General features: G+C 67.1%; 15 protein-coding genes. 8 read left to right on the top strand and 7 right to left on the bottom strand.

The genetic code is table 11. The annotated features are described in order from the left end of the window. Position 1: 1 nt before the first annotated feature. Positions 2-1,360, bottom strand: coding sequence for a sensor histidine kinase (locus ACQR13_RS09100; protein ID WP_315714790.1), 1,359 nt, complete (start codon positions 1,358-1,360; stop codon positions 2-4). Positions 1,361-1,554: 194 nt separating this feature from the next. On the opposite strand from ACQR13_RS09100, the gene ACQR13_RS09095 reads away from it, so the two are divergent. From ACQR13_RS09095 to ACQR13_RS09065, 7 genes are all read left to right on the top strand, one after another. Next, positions 1,555-2,334 carry a MotA/TolQ/ExbB proton channel family protein gene (locus ACQR13_RS09095; RefSeq protein WP_316164444.1) on the top strand — a complete coding sequence of 260 codons (780 nt, stop codon included), beginning with the start codon at positions 1,555-1,557 and terminating at the stop codon, positions 2,332-2,334. After that, positions 2,331-3,002: a hypothetical protein gene (locus ACQR13_RS09090; protein WP_315714788.1), complete on the top strand. Its 672-nt coding sequence runs from the start codon at positions 2,331-2,333 to the stop codon at positions 3,000-3,002. Before ACQR13_RS09095 ends, ACQR13_RS09090 begins: the two co-directional genes overlap by 4 nt. After that, positions 2,999-3,607 carry a hypothetical protein gene (locus ACQR13_RS09085; RefSeq protein ID WP_315749351.1) on the top strand — a complete coding sequence of 203 codons (609 nt, stop codon included), beginning with the start codon at positions 2,999-3,001 and terminating at the stop codon, positions 3,605-3,607. The genes ACQR13_RS09090 and ACQR13_RS09085 overlap by 4 nt, the downstream gene beginning before the upstream one ends. A 44-nt stretch (positions 3,608-3,651) precedes the next feature. Further along, entirely contained in the window at positions 3,652-3,810 is a 159-nt protein-coding gene (locus tag ACQR13_RS09080; protein ID WP_434844766.1) for a hypothetical protein, read from the top strand. A gap of 88 nt (positions 3,811-3,898) precedes the next feature. Further along, positions 3,899-4,639 carry a metallophosphoesterase family protein gene (locus ACQR13_RS09075; RefSeq protein WP_316170295.1) on the top strand — a complete coding sequence of 247 codons (741 nt, stop codon included), beginning with the start codon at positions 3,899-3,901 and terminating at the stop codon, positions 4,637-4,639. 3 nt (positions 4,640-4,642) lie between these two features. Beyond that, positions 4,643-6,100, top strand: coding sequence for a serine/threonine protein kinase (locus tag ACQR13_RS09070; protein WP_315714784.1), 1,458 nt, complete (start codon positions 4,643-4,645; stop codon positions 6,098-6,100). A gap of 164 nt (positions 6,101-6,264) precedes the next feature. Then, positions 6,265-7,596, top strand: a complete 1,332-nt coding sequence (locus ACQR13_RS09065) for a dicarboxylate/amino acid:cation symporter (RefSeq protein ID WP_315714783.1) — start codon at positions 6,265-6,267, stop codon at positions 7,594-7,596. Between the two features lie 133 nt (positions 7,597-7,729). Here ACQR13_RS09065 and ACQR13_RS09060 read toward each other — a convergent pair whose 3' ends face one another. From ACQR13_RS09060 to rpe, 4 genes are read right to left on the bottom strand one after another with little or no spacing between them, the layout of a single operon-like run. Further along, complete coding sequence (locus ACQR13_RS09060; RefSeq protein ID WP_315714782.1) at positions 7,730-8,245, bottom strand: hypothetical protein; 516 nt, start codon at positions 8,243-8,245, stop codon at positions 7,730-7,732. 42 nt (positions 8,246-8,287) lie between these two features. After that, entirely contained in the window at positions 8,288-9,118 is an 831-nt protein-coding gene (locus ACQR13_RS09055; protein ID WP_315750015.1) for a bifunctional allantoicase/(S)-ureidoglycine aminohydrolase, read from the bottom strand. 45 nt (positions 9,119-9,163) lie between these two features. Further along, positions 9,164-9,649: an ureidoglycolate lyase gene (locus ACQR13_RS09050; protein WP_315749353.1), complete on the bottom strand. Its 486-nt coding sequence runs from the start codon at positions 9,647-9,649 to the stop codon at positions 9,164-9,166. A 16-nt stretch (positions 9,650-9,665) separates the two neighbouring features. Continuing rightward, positions 9,666-10,367 carry a ribulose-phosphate 3-epimerase gene (gene rpe, locus ACQR13_RS09045; protein WP_434862760.1) on the bottom strand — a complete coding sequence of 234 codons (702 nt, stop codon included), beginning with the start codon at positions 10,365-10,367 and terminating at the stop codon, positions 9,666-9,668. A 229-nt stretch (positions 10,368-10,596) separates the two neighbouring features. Between rpe and ACQR13_RS09040 the strand changes: the two genes are divergently transcribed. After that, positions 10,597-11,373, top strand: coding sequence for an EF-hand domain-containing protein (locus ACQR13_RS09040; RefSeq protein ID WP_316170291.1), 777 nt, complete (start codon positions 10,597-10,599; stop codon positions 11,371-11,373). A 2-nt stretch (positions 11,374-11,375) separates the two neighbouring features. Here ACQR13_RS09040 and ACQR13_RS09035 read toward each other — a convergent pair whose 3' ends face one another. Together ACQR13_RS09035 and ACQR13_RS09030 are read right to left on the bottom strand one after the other, a co-directional pair. Next, complete coding sequence (locus ACQR13_RS09035) at positions 11,376-12,374, bottom strand: P1 family peptidase (protein ID WP_316170290.1); 999 nt, start codon at positions 12,372-12,374, stop codon at positions 11,376-11,378. A gap of 201 nt (positions 12,375-12,575) precedes the next feature. After that, positions 12,576-15,350 carry a PAS domain S-box protein gene (locus tag ACQR13_RS09030; protein WP_434862759.1) on the bottom strand — a complete coding sequence of 925 codons (2,775 nt, stop codon included), beginning with the start codon at positions 15,348-15,350 and terminating at the stop codon, positions 12,576-12,578. Positions 15,351-15,399 lie beyond the last annotated feature (49 nt).

The following is a 15,399-nucleotide window of genomic DNA, read 5'->3' as shown; positions in this document are numbered from 1 at the left end:
CTCAGGCGGCCAGTGGAATTGTCGCGGAGACGCTGAGCCCGCGCGCGGCCGGTCCGATCGACAGCGAGCCGCCGACCGCGGCGATGCGCTCGCGGATTCCGGTCAGGCCGAAGCCGCTCGATTGCGCCAGCAGTGTCGCATCGCCGCCGCCGTCGTCCTCGACTGAAATCAGCAGCGCACTGTCGGGCCCGGAGCGCCGCTCGACCCGCAACGACACCTCGCTCGCACTGGTGTGGCGCAGGGCGTTGGTCAGGCACTCCTGCGCCATCCGGTAGGCGGTGACCGCGACCGGGCCCTGGATGTCGGCGAGATCACCGTGGAGGTCGAGCCGGATCGCCGGTCGCGCGGCGTGCTGATAGTTCTCGGTCAGCGCGATCAGGCCTGCGGCAAGGCCGAGCTCCTCGGTGAGCGGACGGCGCAGTCGGCTCAAGGTGCCGCGCAGGCACGCCATCAGATGGCTGACGGATCGCGTGATCATGCGTGCGTCCTGGGCGATCTGATCGTTGCGGCCGTTGCCGGCGCTCTCGATCGTCGAGGCAAAAGCGAGGATCGCAGTGAGGTTCTGCCCGAACTCGTCGTGCAGCTCGCGGGCGAGCGCCCGCCGCTCCTCGTCGCGGATGTCGAGCAGGCGCTCGGTCAGCGCGGCGCGCTGCTCGTTGGCCTGCGCCAGCCGGTCGCCGAGCTCGCCGACGGCGCGGCCGATCATCGCGAGCTCCATCGAGCGGAAGCGCGGCAGTGAGGGGCGGTGGTCGCCCTCGGCCATCCGCTGCAGCGCCGAGACGATGCTGCGCGCCGGCGCCAGCGCATGGGCGATCGCCAGCGAGGCCAGTACGCCGATCGCGACCGCCATCGCCAGCGCCACGCCAAAGCTGTCCTGGATGCGCAGCCAGGCGAGCTGGATCGCCGCATCGGGATCGGCGATCGCCGAGACGGTTCCCGCCGTGGTGGCGCGCGCGCTGATCGGCTGCGCGACCGCCGCGTGATCGCCGAGGATGGCTTCCACGGCGCTTGAGAACCAGCGCGGCGGCGCGGCGCCGAGGCCCTTGCTCTGGCCGCACAGCGGCTTCTCGAACGCCGCCTCCGGCTTGAACTGTACGCAGATGCCGGGCGCGATCAGCTTCATGGTCTCGGTCGTGCGCCAGTCGGGCAGCGGCAGCAGCCGCTCGCGCGATCGGTTGCCGCGCAGCAGCAGCTCGCGCCAGTACAGCGCCTCCAGCGCCTGCGAGACCCGGTCGGCCGATGCCGCGGTGGCGCGGTCGACGCTGCGATAGGCGTCGACGGTGACCCATACGGCCGCGGCGGCCAGACACAGCAGCACGATCAGCGCGAGGCGCGCAATGAGCTGGAGCACGAGACGCATGCGATCCTCTCCACGGCTTTTGCCGCAGCGTAACAATGGGCTGGTGCTCCGCCAAGCAAATGCACTGCAGCAAGCGGCAGGTTGGGAAATTTTCCCGAGAGCCTCGAGGCAGATGTCTTTGGACGCTGTTCCGCCGCTCTGCTTAACTCGCCTGCGAAGCGCCGAACGAAACGGCGCGCATCGGGAGTTCATGCATGAGCGTGGTCAGCAGTGCCGAACGAGTGGAACCTGCGCGCGACGCAGCCGAGCGCGGGCCGCTGCTGCTCTGGATGATCTTCACCGGCCTCACGATATTCGCCGCCGTGGTGCTCGCCCGCTACGGCTATTTCCACCTGATGGTCGCCTCCGACCGCACCTACATCTCCAGCGTCATCGCCGTGCTCTACGTCGCCACGTGCTGCCATTGCTTCTGGCGCACCAGAGCGATCGCGCGCGAGGCGGATGCGGCGCGGCGCTGCCGCGCCGTGCTGATCGGGCCCGATGCGGCGCGCGCGCTCGAACCTGATGCGCAGTTGCTTCCCAAAGGGCTGGTCACCAACCACATCCGCAGCCTCGTCACCAAGGCGCAAACGCAAGGGGCAGGGCGGCTCGACCAGACGCTGCTGCTGCGGACGCTCGCCGACCGCCTGCGCGGCTCCAACGGCTTCGGCGGCTTCGCCTCGGACACGCTGATGAAGCTCGGCCTGCTCGGCACCATCATCGGCTTCATCATCATGCTGGCGCCGATTGCCGGCCTCGACGTCAACGACAAGCTGGCGATGAAATCCTCGATGGGGCTGATGAGCGACGGCATGGCGGTGGCCATGTACACGACGCTCGCCGGCCTCGTCGGCTCGATCCTGGTGCGCATCCAGTACTACATGCTGGATGCGGCGACCGGGCGCGTGTTCTCGGACGCGGTCATGCTCACCGAGACGCGGGTGACGCCGCGGCTCGAGCGCGCGATGGATCGCGCGCCGGAGCAGGGCGCATGATGGACGATTTCGGGCTCTATCCGCGCGAGGAGCAGTTCGACCCGTTCAGCGTCATGCTGTTCAAGGCGCTGCAGATCGTCGCGTTCTTCTTCTTCATCGCGGTGCTCGCGATCTCGCCGGACGCCAAGGACGGCAAGGTCGACTCGAAGGCCGAGTTCCTGATCACGATGGACTGGCCGGATAACCATCCCGACGATCTCGACCTGTTCGTGCAGGACCCCGTCGGCAACATCGCCTGGTACCGGCATCGCGAGGCCGGCTTCCTCACCCTCGATCGCGACGACCGCGGCGGCGCCAACGATTTCATCCTGGTCAACGGTCTGAAGATCCCGTCGCCGATCCGCGAGGAGATCGTGACCATCAGAGGCATCGTCGCCGGCGAATACACCGTCAACATCTCGCATTTCCAGAACGTCAGCGGCGCGCCGGTCGAGGCCACCGTGAAGGTGCAGAAGCTCAACCCGACCGCGCAGGTGATCTTCGACGACAAGGTCGTGCTCGACCATTCCGGCGACGAGAAGACGGCGCTGCGCTTCAAGCTCAATGCCGAGGGCAAGGTGATCGACGTGCAGCGCCGACCGAAATCGCTTTTGGAGACGTTCCGCAGCAATTGGCGCAACGGCGCCGATCTCGATCCCAAGACCGGCGTCAGGGTGATCAGGCGATGATGAGCAGTCTGCAGACCGTCATCGTCACGCTGTCCGTGTGCTACGCGCTGATCGGCGCGCTGCTCTTGCTGGTGCTGGTCTATGCAAGGCTGCCTTGGCAGGCCAAGGCGGTCGCCGTGGTCATCACCAGTGCGTTCTATGTCGGCAGCTTCGCCGGCGCCCGCGGCCTGCTCGGCTGGGCCAGCGTCGACCGGCTGCCGAGGAGCTTCAAGGTGCTGCAGGTGCGGATCGTCGATCCGCACTCCGTCGAGGGCGATCCCGGCGCGGTCTATCTGTGGGTCGAGGCGCTGGACGACGACAACCGTCCGAGCGGCGTGCCGCGCGCCTATCGTATTCCCTACAGCGACACACTTGCCGACAAGGCTCAGCACGCCGCCGACCAGATCGCGGCGGGCCATCCGCAGGGCGGCCGCGCCGCCGATTTCGGCACCGGCGACGGCGGGGTCATCGACGCCGCGCGCGAATACATTCTGCCGAAGACGATCATCGAGACCGCCGGCGGTGATCCCTCCACCGGCGAGTTCAAGGCCGCCAAGAACGCCGGCGACGGCGTCTCGTTCACGCCACTGCTGCCGCCGCGCATGCCGCCGAAGGACGAGCAGTAGGCGGCTGCGGCCGTATCCTCCCGCGCGAAGCTCGCGCGCGGGCAATGGCGAGCATCGGGACGTTCCTGGCACGGCGCCTCGAGCTCAAGATCAACAAGGTCAAGAGTGCGGTCGCCAGACCGAACCGCCGCAAGTTCCTGGGCTTCGGCTTTACCCAGGGAAGAAAGCCGCACCGGCGCATCGCAGGGGACCTGCAACGCTGACATTCCGCATCTCTCCGCCTATCTTGTTTGATGTTCCTCAAGTCTCGTGTGGCCACGGCCGCTAGCCTTGAGAACCGGAGGACACGGGTTGCTGCTGGCGATTTTCACCGATATCCATGCCAATCGGCAGGCCTTCGCGGCCTGCCTGGAGGCGGCGCGTGCGCGTGGCGCGGATCGTCTCATCTGTCTCGGCGACATCGTCGGCTATGGCGCCGATCCGGAATGGTCGGTCGACACCGTCATGGAGATCGTCGCCGGTGGCGGGCTGGCGGTGCGCGGCAATCATGACAATGCCGTCTCGACGGCAAGCGAGAGCATGAATGCCGAGGCGCAGGCGGCGATGGAGTGGACGCGCGGGCGGCTCAGCGCCGAGCAGCGCCGCTTTCTCGCCGAGCTGCCGATGAGTATCGGTGACGACGACCGGTTGTTCGTGCATGCGGAGGCGTCCAGCCCGCCGCGCTGGCGCTATGTGCAGTCGTCCGCCGATGCCGCGCGCAGCATGATCGCGACCGAGGCGCAGGTAACGTTCTGCGGCCACATCCACCGTCCGGCGCTGTACTCGATGTCCGCCACCGCCAAGATGACGAGCTTCACCCCGACCGCCAACATGCCCATTCAGCTGTTGCGCGGCCGGCAATGGCTGGCCGTGGTCGGCTCGGTCGGCCAGCCGCGCGACGGTGATCCCGCCGCGTCGTTCGTGACCTTCGACACCAGGACCCGCGAGCTGACCTATTGCCGCGTGCCCTATGACGTCGAGGCGGCGGCGCAGCGCATTCGCGACAACGGCCTGCCGCCCTGGCTGGCGCAGCGGCTCTCGATGGGGCGCTAGAGCATGACGAAATCAAGGCTCAAGCCGGGCGTCGTGATCGACGGTTTCACGGTGGGTGAATGCGTGCATTCCGGCGGCATGGCGACGTTGTGGAGCGTCACCCATCCGGACATCGACCGGCCCATCCTGATGAAGGTGCCGCGCGTCTCCGAGGGCGAGGATCCTGCGGCGATCGTCAGCTTCGAGATGGAGCAGATGATTCTGCCAAAACTGTCGGGACCGCACGTGCCGGCCTGTTTCGGCACCGGCGATTTCGCCACCCAGGCCTATGTGGTGATCGAGCAGATTCCAGGCGATACGCTGTACAAGCGGCTGCCCGAGCTGCCGCTGGCTTACGAGGAGGCGCGGGTGCTGGTCGCGAAGATCGCGACCGCGCTCGCCGATATTCACCGGCAGCACGTCATCCATCACGACATCAAGCCCTCCAGCATCATGTTCCGGCCGACGGGGGAGGCGGTGCTGATCGACTACGGCCTGTCCTGCCACAAGCACTTGCCGGATCTCTTGCAGGAGGAGTTCCGCCTGCCTTACGGCACCGCGCCCTACATGGCGCCGGAGCGCATGATGGGCACGCGTAGCGATCCGCGCAGCGACATCTTTTCGCTCGGCGTGCTGCTCTACTTCTTCACCACCGGCGTGCGGCCGTTCGGCGAGACCGAGACCCTGCGCGGCATGCGCCGGCGGCTGTGGCGCGATCCCTATCCACCGCGACAGCTGAAGCCGGACTATCCGCCGTGGCTGCAGGAGATCGTGCTGCGCTGCCTGGAGATCGAGCCGGTGTGGCGCTACCCGACCGCGGCGCAGCTCGCCTTCGATCTCGGCCATCCCGACCAGGTCAAGCTGACGGCGCGTGCGGAGAAGGTCAAGCGCGACCCGATCACGGCCGTGTGGCGCCGCCGCTTCAACCGCGGCCTGGTGCAGCCGGAACAGAAAACATCCGACGTCGCGGTGCAGATCGCCTCCAGCCCGATCGTGGCGGTCGCGATCGACACCGTGGAAGGCGGCGAGGAGCTCAACGGCGCGCTGCGGCTGACCGCGCAGCGCATCCTCGCCACTTTGCCCGCGGCTCGGCTCGCCTGCGTCAACGTGCTGAAGCTCGGGCGTCTCACCATCGACCGCACCCTGGACGAGGAGGGCAACAACAAGCACATCGACCGCATGGTCGCGCTGAAGCACTGGGCGACGCCGCTCAAGCTCGACACGAGCCGGCTGACGGTGCACGTGCTGGAGGCGGTCGATCCGGCGGCCTCCATCATCGAATTCGCCGAGGCCAACCAGGTCGACCACATCATCATCGGCGCCCGCCGCGATTCCGTGCTGCGCTCGCTGCTCGGCAGCGTCTCGGCGAAGGTCGCCGCGGAGGCGGGGTGTACGGTGACCGTGGTGCGGACACGGCTCGCGGCACGGGAAGCCGAGGGCGACGATGATGATGCGCCGGCAAGGGTCGTGTCGGGGGAATGATGGACATGCGATGAAGATCCACGGCGCCTCCAAGCACGACAGTCAGAACGGCATGCACAGGCTGAAAAGTGAGGCGCGGCTGCGGTTGCGTTTCGAAAGTTCCCCCTCCAAAGTGATCCGGCGCGTGCGGAACGTGTCGGTTTTTTTCTGAGGGGGGACGATCAATGGCGGCAACGGATGTGAGCATGGCGGGGACAGCCGCGCCGAAGCGAGGCCTGTTCGGCTCGCTCTTCTTTCAGGTCGTGGCTGCGCTCGTGCTCGGCATCCTGATCGGCGTCTTCGCGCCCGAGACCGCCCAGGGGCTCAAATTCTTCAGCGACGCTTTCCTGCGTCTGATCGCCATGGTGGTCGCGCCGATCGTGTTCTGCGTCGTCGTGCACGGCATTGCGAGCGCCGGCGATCTCAGGAAGGTCGGCCGCGTCGGCGTCAAGTCGCTGGTCTATTTCGAGGGCATGACCACGATCGCGCTGGCCTTCGGCCTCGTGCTGGCGCTGGTCTTCAGCCCCGGCCACGGCATGAACATCGACGTCTCCAAGCTCGACGCCAAGCAGCTCGCGAGCTTCGCCGACAACGCCCACAAGCTGCAGGGCGGCGGCTTCGGCGGCTTCATCCTCAACATCATTCCGCCGACGGCGTTCGACGCCTTTGCCCGCAACGACGTGCTGCAGGTGCTGTTCTTCGCGGTGATCTTCGGCGTCAGCCTGGCGCTGGTCGGCGAGCCCGGCAAGCCCGTGGTCGACCTGATCGAGTCCGTCGCCAAGGTGCTGTTCAAGGCGATGGGGCTGATCGTGCGCGTCGCGCCGCTCGGCGTGCTCGGCGCCATCGGCTTCACCGTCGGCAAATATGGCGTCGGCTCGCTCAAGCAGCTCTTGGCGCTGGTCGTGCTGTTCTACGTCTCGGTGGCGCTGTTCGTCGTGACCGCGCTTGGCCTCGTGATGCGCATGGCCGGCCTCAGCCTGTTCAAGTTCCTGCGCTATTTGAAGGAGGAGCTCCTGATCGTGCTGGCGACGGCGTCGTCCGACTCGGTGCTGCCGCAGATCATGCGCAAGCTCGAGGCGATGGGCGTCAAGCAGGAGGTCGTCGGCCTGGTCATCCCGACCGGCTATTCCTTCAACCTCGATGCGTTCTCGATCTACCTGACGCTCGCCGTCGTCTTCATCGCCCAGGCCACCAACACGCCGCTGTCGGTCAGCGACCTGCTGCTGGTGCTCGGCGTGTCGCTGGTCACGTCCAAGGGCGCCCATGGCGTGCCCGGCTCGGCCATCGTCATCCTGGCCGCAACGCTCGGCGCCGTGCCGGCGATCCCCGCGATCGGACTTGTGCTCGTGTTGTCGGTCGACTGGTTCGTCGGCATCGCGCGCGCCGTCGGCAACCTGATCGGCAACTGCGTCGCCACCGTCGTCGTCGCCGCCTGGGAGGACGACCTCGACCATGCCAAGGCGAAGGCCGTGCTCGACCGCGGCACGGCGGAAGAGGTGGAGTATCAGGGGGCGTGAGGGAGGATCACTAGGGGGAGAATGAGGGAGCGAGTACGGCGTGGATTGGTCGATCGCGCGATCGAGCCGGTGTTCGAGGCCGATGAGGAGAAGCTCTTCGTCGGCGGTTGCGGCCGAAGATTCGACGAGCGCATCAGGTGGCAGTCTTGCGATAGCCGATGTCGTGGCCGCATTCATAGCGGCCGCTCGGATCATGATTGCGCAATTCGTAGACCCGCTGCCATGTGCTCTCCCACGCGCCTTCGGCGGTCAGACAGGTCCGGGTTCCGTCAGCATCGATGTTGATCACCTTCCAGATTAGAAGCGCCACGCAGGCGAAAGAATCGAAAAATGCATCCAGAAACGAGGTGAACCAGCCGGAGTCCATGCCCATATGGCGGAACTCCGGTTCGTGCGCAGAACTCACCAGGCCCCAGGGGCAGCCCGGTCCGAAGCCGTGCTCACAATAGGCGATCTCGGCACCGGATTGTGCATCGCGAAGCACGAACCAGCAGGGATATTGCTCCCCCGGTTGGCCATAGTCCCAATCGCGCAGCACCATGTGAGGTGCGACGAGCATGCCGCGGATATGCGAGAGCACACGCTTGTCGGACAGCTCAGCCAATTCCCCTTCGATCAAGCTCTCCAGGCGTTCGGGAACGGTCGACATCAGCCGTGTATCCAGGACTCATTCAGCGGATGCTGCTGGCCTTCACCTGAACGGCCGCAGCTTCATGTGCCGGTTGGCGTCCTTGTAGAGCAGGTAGCGGAAGCGGCCGGGGCCACCGGCGTAGCAGGCCTGCGGGCAGAAGGCGCGCAGCCACATGAAGTCGCCGGCCTCGACCTCGACCCAGTCGCGGTTGAGCTTGTAGACCGCCTTTCCCTCGAGCACATAGAGCCCGTGCTCCATCACATGCGTCTCCAGGAACGGGATCACGGCGCCGGGCTCGAAGGTGACGATGTTGACGTGCATGTCGTGGCGAACGTCGAGCGGATCGACGAAGCGCGTGGTGGCCCAGCGGCCCTGCGTCTCCGGCATCGCGGCAGGGGCGATCGTCGCCTCGTTGGTGACGAAGGCCTCGGGCACGGCGATGCCGGGAACGGCCTCATAGGCCTTGCGGATCCAGTGGAAGGTCGCGGGCGCCTGGCTGTCGTTGCGCATCGTCCACTTGCAGGACGGCGGCAGGAAGGCGTAGCCGCCATGGCCCAGGCGATGCTCTTTGCCGGCGATGGTGAGCATGATCTCGCCTGACACCACGAACAGCACGCCCTCGGCCTCCGGATCCGGCTCGGGCTGGGCGCTGCCGCCGCCGGGCGAGACCTCGACGATGTATTGCGAGAACGTTTCCGAGAAGCCGGAGAGGGGACGCGCGATCACCCAGGTTCGCGTCTTGTCCCAGAACGGCAGCGCCGAGGTGACGATGTCGCGCATCACGCCCTTCGGGATGACGGCATACGCCTCGGTGAACACGGCGCGGCCGGTCAGCAGGTCGGTCTGCGGCGGGTGGCCGCCCTGCGGGACGAAATAGTTCGGCTTGTCCATCATCGTCTCTCCTGCGCGCGGATCGTCGATCTCGCGCGCCCACATTCAAGGGATGCTCAAATACAGCGGCTCATCGAGCCACAGCTCCTCGAGATTGTCCGGGCTCATGCGATCGACCACCATGAAGCGCGAGGCCTCGTCGAACACCAGCAGCGGATGGTGCCAGACGTTGCGGGCGTAGTTCACGCCCTGGCGGCCGCTCGCCGTGAAGGCCCGGTAGCTCGCGGGATTGCGCGGGTCGGCGCAGACCAGCACCAGCCAGGGGCGGTCCTGCAGCGGCATGAACAGCTGGGTGCCGAGCGGATGCCGCTCCATCAGCTTGATCTCTATCGGCAGCGGCCGCGGCCTGGCCTCGAACAGGCTGATGTTCACGGCCGCGCCACCGGAGGTCACGTCGATGGCGGCCAGCCCGTTGCAGCGGTGGGCGAAGCCCTGGTTGATCTCGATCGTCTCGGCGCCGTCGGTCTCGACAACGTCGCCGAAGGCAGCGAACGCTGCCTTCGTCAGCGGCTGCGGCGTGAGCTTATGCATTCCGGGTCCGTGCGGCTCAGATCGCTTCGCCGCGTGCCGACGCGGCGGCATCGCGGATCGCGGCGATGTTGCTGCGATAGGCTTCCATCGTGCCACCCTTGAAGACGGCGGAGCCTGCGACGAAGGCGTTGGCGCCAGCGGCGGCGAGTGCGCCGGCATTGTCGCGGCCGACGCCGCCATCGACCTCGATATCGATCGGCCGGCCCGCGGTCATCGCGCGCAGATCCTGGATCTTGCCAATCGCCGAGGGGATGAAGGCCTGGCCGCCGAAGCCGGGATTGACCGACATGATCAGCACGAGGTCGACGAGGTCGAGCACATATTCGATGACGTTGAGCGGGGTCGACGGGTTGAGCGAGACGCCGGCCTTCTTGCCGAGCGCGCGGATTGCCTGCAGCGAGCGATGCAGATGCGGGCCGGCCTCGGCGTGGACCGTGATGTGATCGCAGCCGGCCTTGGCGAAGGCTTCGAGATAGGGATCGCACGGCGTGATCATCAGATGCGCGTCGAAGATCTTGGTGGTGTGCGGACGCAGCGCCTTGATCACGTCAGGGCCGTAGGAAATGTTCGGCACGAAATGGCCGTCCATGACGTCGAGATGGATCCAGTCGGCGCCGGCGGCATCGACGGCGCGCACCTCCTCGCCGAGCTTGGAGAAATCGGAGGCCAGGATCGATGGTGCGATGACGAGCGGACGCGGCGTGAAGGACTGGGTCATGGGCGGCTGTTCCAGTGCGATCGGGGAGTGTCGCCGTATCATGCAGAGGCGGCTGCGGCAACGCGAGCGGGAAAAATCTGCCGGGCGCGGCATGATCTGCCGGGTTTCGGCGATCGCAACATCGCGAAATGTCGGGAAATATCAGCGATTTGGCGCTGGCATGGCGATTGCGAGGAGAGGGGCGAGGTGTTGTCGCCGCCGCTCGCCGCGGCTTTCTCGGAGTTTCGCCATGTGGTTTGCATTGGGGGCCGCCGCGTCGGTCCTGGATGGCCTGCAGTCGCTGGGCTCGACGAAGTCCAGTTCCGGCAAATCAGACCAGTCCGGCGGCGGGCTGTTCAGCCTGGGCAATACTGGCTCGAGCAGCTCGGGCAATTTCAGCCCGTGGTCGAGCTCAGGCAGCGGCGGCAGCTCGGGGCAGATCGCCCCGGAGACGATGAGCGCGCTGCTGGCGGCGCAGAGCCAGTCGGGGACGACGTCGAGCGCGAGCTCGACCAGCAATCCGCTGCAGGACCTGTTCTCGCAGATCGACGGCGATGGCGACGGCAAGATCACGAAGTCCGAATTCGAGACTGCGCTCGGCGCGGGCGGCACCAACCTCTCGAACGCAGACAAGGTGTTCGGCAAGCTCGACAGCAACAGCGACGGCAATGTCAGCATGGACGAGCTGACCTCGGCGCTGCAGGGCGCCGGACGCCGTCGGGGCCACCATCACCACCAGGCTGGCGCAGGCAACGCCGACGGCTCCGGCAATTCGTCGGGCGCAGGGGCCGATGCGCTGATGCAGGCGCTGTCGGGCGCGTCGAGCTCCTCGTCCACCAACAGCGACGGTTCGACCACGACCACGATCACCTATGCGGATGGGTCGAAGGTGACGCTGACGACGCCGGCAGCCACAACCGCGTCCAACGCTGCGACCTCGTCCTACAACATGATCGAGAAGCTGATCCAGCGGCAGTCCAACATGCTGTCGGCCTCCACGTCTTCAACGACCGCGGTCAGCGCGTAAGCTCAACTGCCGAAGCGGCCTTGCCAGGACGGCAGCGCGCCGGCGAACGGCAGCGGCCTCGCGTGATAGACGCCGCGGGCGATCGCGCGCGCCAGGACGTTGGCCGCGACCATGCCGAGCTCACTCAGCTCGACCAGCGGCTCGATCGGCCTGGTGCAGGTCGCGGCCGCGAACACGATGTCGCCGTCGAGCGGCAGATGCACCGGATAGATCGCGCGCGCCATGCCGGTCTGCGCCATCATCGCGAGCCGCTTGGCCTGCGCCTTAGTCAGGATGGCATCGGTCACGACGAGGCTGATCGTCGTGTTCTCGGAGGCCGATGCTGCCGGGCCGCCCTTGATGCGCATCGCCAGCATGTCCGTCGTGAAGGCGGCCGGCAGGCCGCGGCCGCCGAACTCGCCGTCGATCTCGTACGGTGCCGCCCAGAACCACGGACCGTCGCCGACGGTGACGCTGCCGACCGCATTCACCACAACAATGGCCGCAACCTTGATGCCGCCTGTCGTCGTCGCCGACGCCGAGCCGAGCCCGCCCTGCAGGTTGGCCGTGGTGGCGCCGAGCCCGGCACCGACGCTGCCGAGCGCGAAGGTCGTGCTGGCCGCCGCCGCGGCCGCGTAGCCGAGCTCGCGATACGGCGCGTAGCGGCCCCAGGCCTTGTTGCCGCCGTTCAAGAGGTCGAACACGATCGCGCCGGGGACGATCGGGATCAGCGCGTCGCGCACGGCAAAGCCGCGCCCCTGTTCCGCCAGCCAGGCCTGAATGCCGCTCGCGGCCTCGAGCCCGAACGCCGAGCCTCCCGACAGGGCAATGCCGTCGACCCGTTCCACCGTATTCGCAGGATCGAGCAGCGCATCCTCGCGCACCCCGGGTCCGCCGCCACGGATGTCGATCGCGGCGACCGCCGGCTGATCGAACAGGATCGCGGTCACGCCGGAAGCGAGCGCTGCGTCATGGGCATGGCCTACGCGTACGCCGGGGATGTCGGTGAGGAGATTCTGCACGATCGTCCCTCGCTGCAGATGATGATGCCGGATGGATAGCGCGGCCGGCGCGAGGCCTCAATGCAGGAGGGCACGCGCCTCGGCGCTGGTATGAGCGCCCCGCTTGCGTCCCGCGGGCGCGAGGGGGGGGAGGCGACATCCGGGTCTCACGTGCCGCGCCGGTAGGCCCGGATGTCGCTTACGCCGATCCGGGCGCGTGCTTCAGCGCTCCAGCGCGATACGGATCATGCGGGCCAGCTCTGGCTTCCGGTAAGGCTTGGGCAGCAGCAGCACGCCGGCGTCGAGGCGGCCGTGGTGCACGATCGCGTTCTCGGTGTAGCCCGAGGTGAACAGCGTCCGCAGCGCCGGCCGCCGCACCCGCGCGGCGTCGGCGAGCTGGCGGCCGTTCATGGCGCCGGGCATGATGACGTCGGTGAACAGCAGGTCGATCTCCGGATGGCGCTCGAGCACGTCGAGCGCCTCGGCGGCATTGGCTGCAGCCAGGGTGGTGTAGCCGAGGCTGCCGACCTGGGCGATCACGTGCTGGCGTACAAGCGGATCGTCTTCCACGATCAGGATCGTCTCATTGCCGCCGCGCGCGTCTGGCGCCTGCAAGCCCGCGCTGGCCGCCGGAGTGGACGCCGAGCGCGGCAGATACAGCTTGATCGAGGTGCCGTGGCCGACCTCGCTGTAGATCTTGATGTGGCCGCCGGACTGCTTGACGAAACCGAACACCATGCTGAGGCCGAGCCCCGTGCCCTTGCCGGTGCCCTTGGTCGAGAAGAACGGATCGAACACCTTCTCGAGATAGGCCGGCGGAATGCCACAGCCGGTGTCGCTCACGGCGATCATCACGTAGTCACCGACGATGACCTCGCTATGGACGTCGGCATAGTCCCGGTCGAGCGTGACGTTCGCGGTCTCCAGCGTGAGCTTGCCGCCCTGCGGCATCGCATCACGCGCATTGAGCGCGAGATTGATGACCGCGGTGGCGAGCTGGTTCGGATCGGCGAGCGCAGTGCAGGGATCGGCGTCAAGGATACGCTCGATCTCGATCTGCGCGCCGAGCGTCGGCTGCAGCAAGGCTGCGGTCTCGTTCAACAGCGCGTTGACGTCGAGATCCGTCGGCTGCAGCGGCTGCTTGCGGGCGAAGGCCAGCAACTGCCGCGTGAGCTGCGCGCCGCGGTCGGCGGAGTCGTCGATCAGCTTGGCGACGGAGGCGAGCTCCGGCCGGTCGGAGACGGCGTCGGCAAGAATGCCGATGCTGCCGGTGATGACGGTGAGGATGTTGTTGAAGTCGTGGGCGACGCCGCCGGTGAGCTGACCGACCGCCTCCATCTTCTGCGCCTGGCGGAACTGCGCCTCGGCCGCGCGCTTCTCGGTGAGGTCGCGGCCGACGAAGAAGTGGCGCTGCACCGGCTCCGACCAGCTCGCCATCCAGTTCAGGACGACGCCGCGGCCTTCCTTGTGCATGAGCTGCGCCTCGAAATTACGGACGTCGCGGCCGCGGCGGCAGGCGCGCATCTGGCTACGGACCGCCTCGAGCTCGGGCGGATAGACGAAGTCGCTGGCATTGCGGCCGACCATCTCCTCCGGCCGGTAGCCGAGCACGTCCAGCGCGCTCGGGCTGACCTGCATCAATTGTCCGTAGGAGTTGGCAACCAGGATCAGGTCCTGCGAGGTCTCGAAGATGCGGCGGCGCTCCTCGGTCTCACGGGTCAGGGCGGTTCGGGTGCGCTTGCTCTCGGTGATGTCGTGCGCCACCTTCGAGGCGCCGATGACCACACCATGCGCGTCGAGGATCGGCGACACGCCGAGCGATACTTCGATCTCGCGGCCGTCCTTGTGGCGGCGGATCGTCTCGTGATGCTCGATCTTCTCGCCGCCGCCGATCCGGCTCAGGATGCGATCGACTTCGCTGCGCCGTTCGGCGGGCACGATCAGGCCGACGTCGTTGCCAAGCGCCTCGTCTGCGCCGTATCCGAACAGGTGTTCGGCGGCGCGATTCCAGGACGTGATCTTGCCCTGCAGCGTCAGCGTGATGATGGCGTCGTTGGAGGATTCCACCACAGCGCTGAACAGCCGCTCCCGCGCGATGAAGCGTGCCCGCTCGCTTTCGCTCTGCCGGCGCTGCTGCTGCAGCAGCCGCGTGAGCCTCGTCTGCAGCCTGACATTGTCGGCGAGCAGGACGCCGAGGACGAAGCTCGCTGCCAGCAAGCCATAGATGCGGCCCGCATAGTAGCCGAGGTCGAACCGGGCGGCGTTGAGCAGCGAGGAGAGCGAGAGATCGAACAGCCAAGCGCACAGCACCACCATGACCCAGAGGTCGAGAATGCTGTGCGGCCTGCGCAACGCCAGGACGAGCAGGGCAGCCGATGTTACGCACCAGATGGCGCCGACCGCGATCTTCAAAGCCGGAGTGGCAGCGTCATCGCGGACGAGCGCAGGCAGCGCCGTATCATGGGCGATCACCGCCCAGGTGAGTGCCGCAAGTGCAACCGCCACGCCGAGCACGGCGACCGAGAGAGACAGCGCAACCGACCCAACGGGCGCCGGACGGAGACGGTCGTGCAGCGCATAGACCAGAACGAACAAGGGGAACGCGCCGTGCCAGATCATGTAGATCCAGGCTGCGGTCTGCGGCCCTGCATCGAGCAGGCCGGTCTGAGAATACAGGCCTGGGAACACCAGCGTGTGCAGCAGCGAGGCCGGCGCGGTAAACAGGTAACCGCAGGCCAACCACAGCAACGGTCGCGAGCGAAGCAGCACGAACTGGGAGAACAGCAGGAACGCGGTGATGAGATCGTTCAGCGCCAGCGCCGACTGGTAGCTCGCGACGAACGCAGGCACCGGCGGCAACTGCACCTTGGCAAAGGGAGCGGCGGCGGCAAACAGCAAGGTCGAGATCGCAACCGCCGCGAGCGCTGCGATTTGGTCTCGGCGCGTCGCGGTGGACGTCGACAGGAGGACTTCGCGATGATCCTTGATGCTCTGCATCTCCAAGGGTCCTGCGCAACAGAGCCGACTTGCAAGCGGGGAGGTTTAC

Source organism: Bradyrhizobium sp. HKCCYLRH3059 (assembly GCF_051168035.1).
In the GTDB taxonomy this organism is placed as follows: Bacteria; Pseudomonadota; Alphaproteobacteria; order Rhizobiales; family Xanthobacteraceae; genus Bradyrhizobium.
Note: the sequence above shows the minus strand (reverse complement) of the source record. Positions and strands in the feature narration are given on the sequence as shown.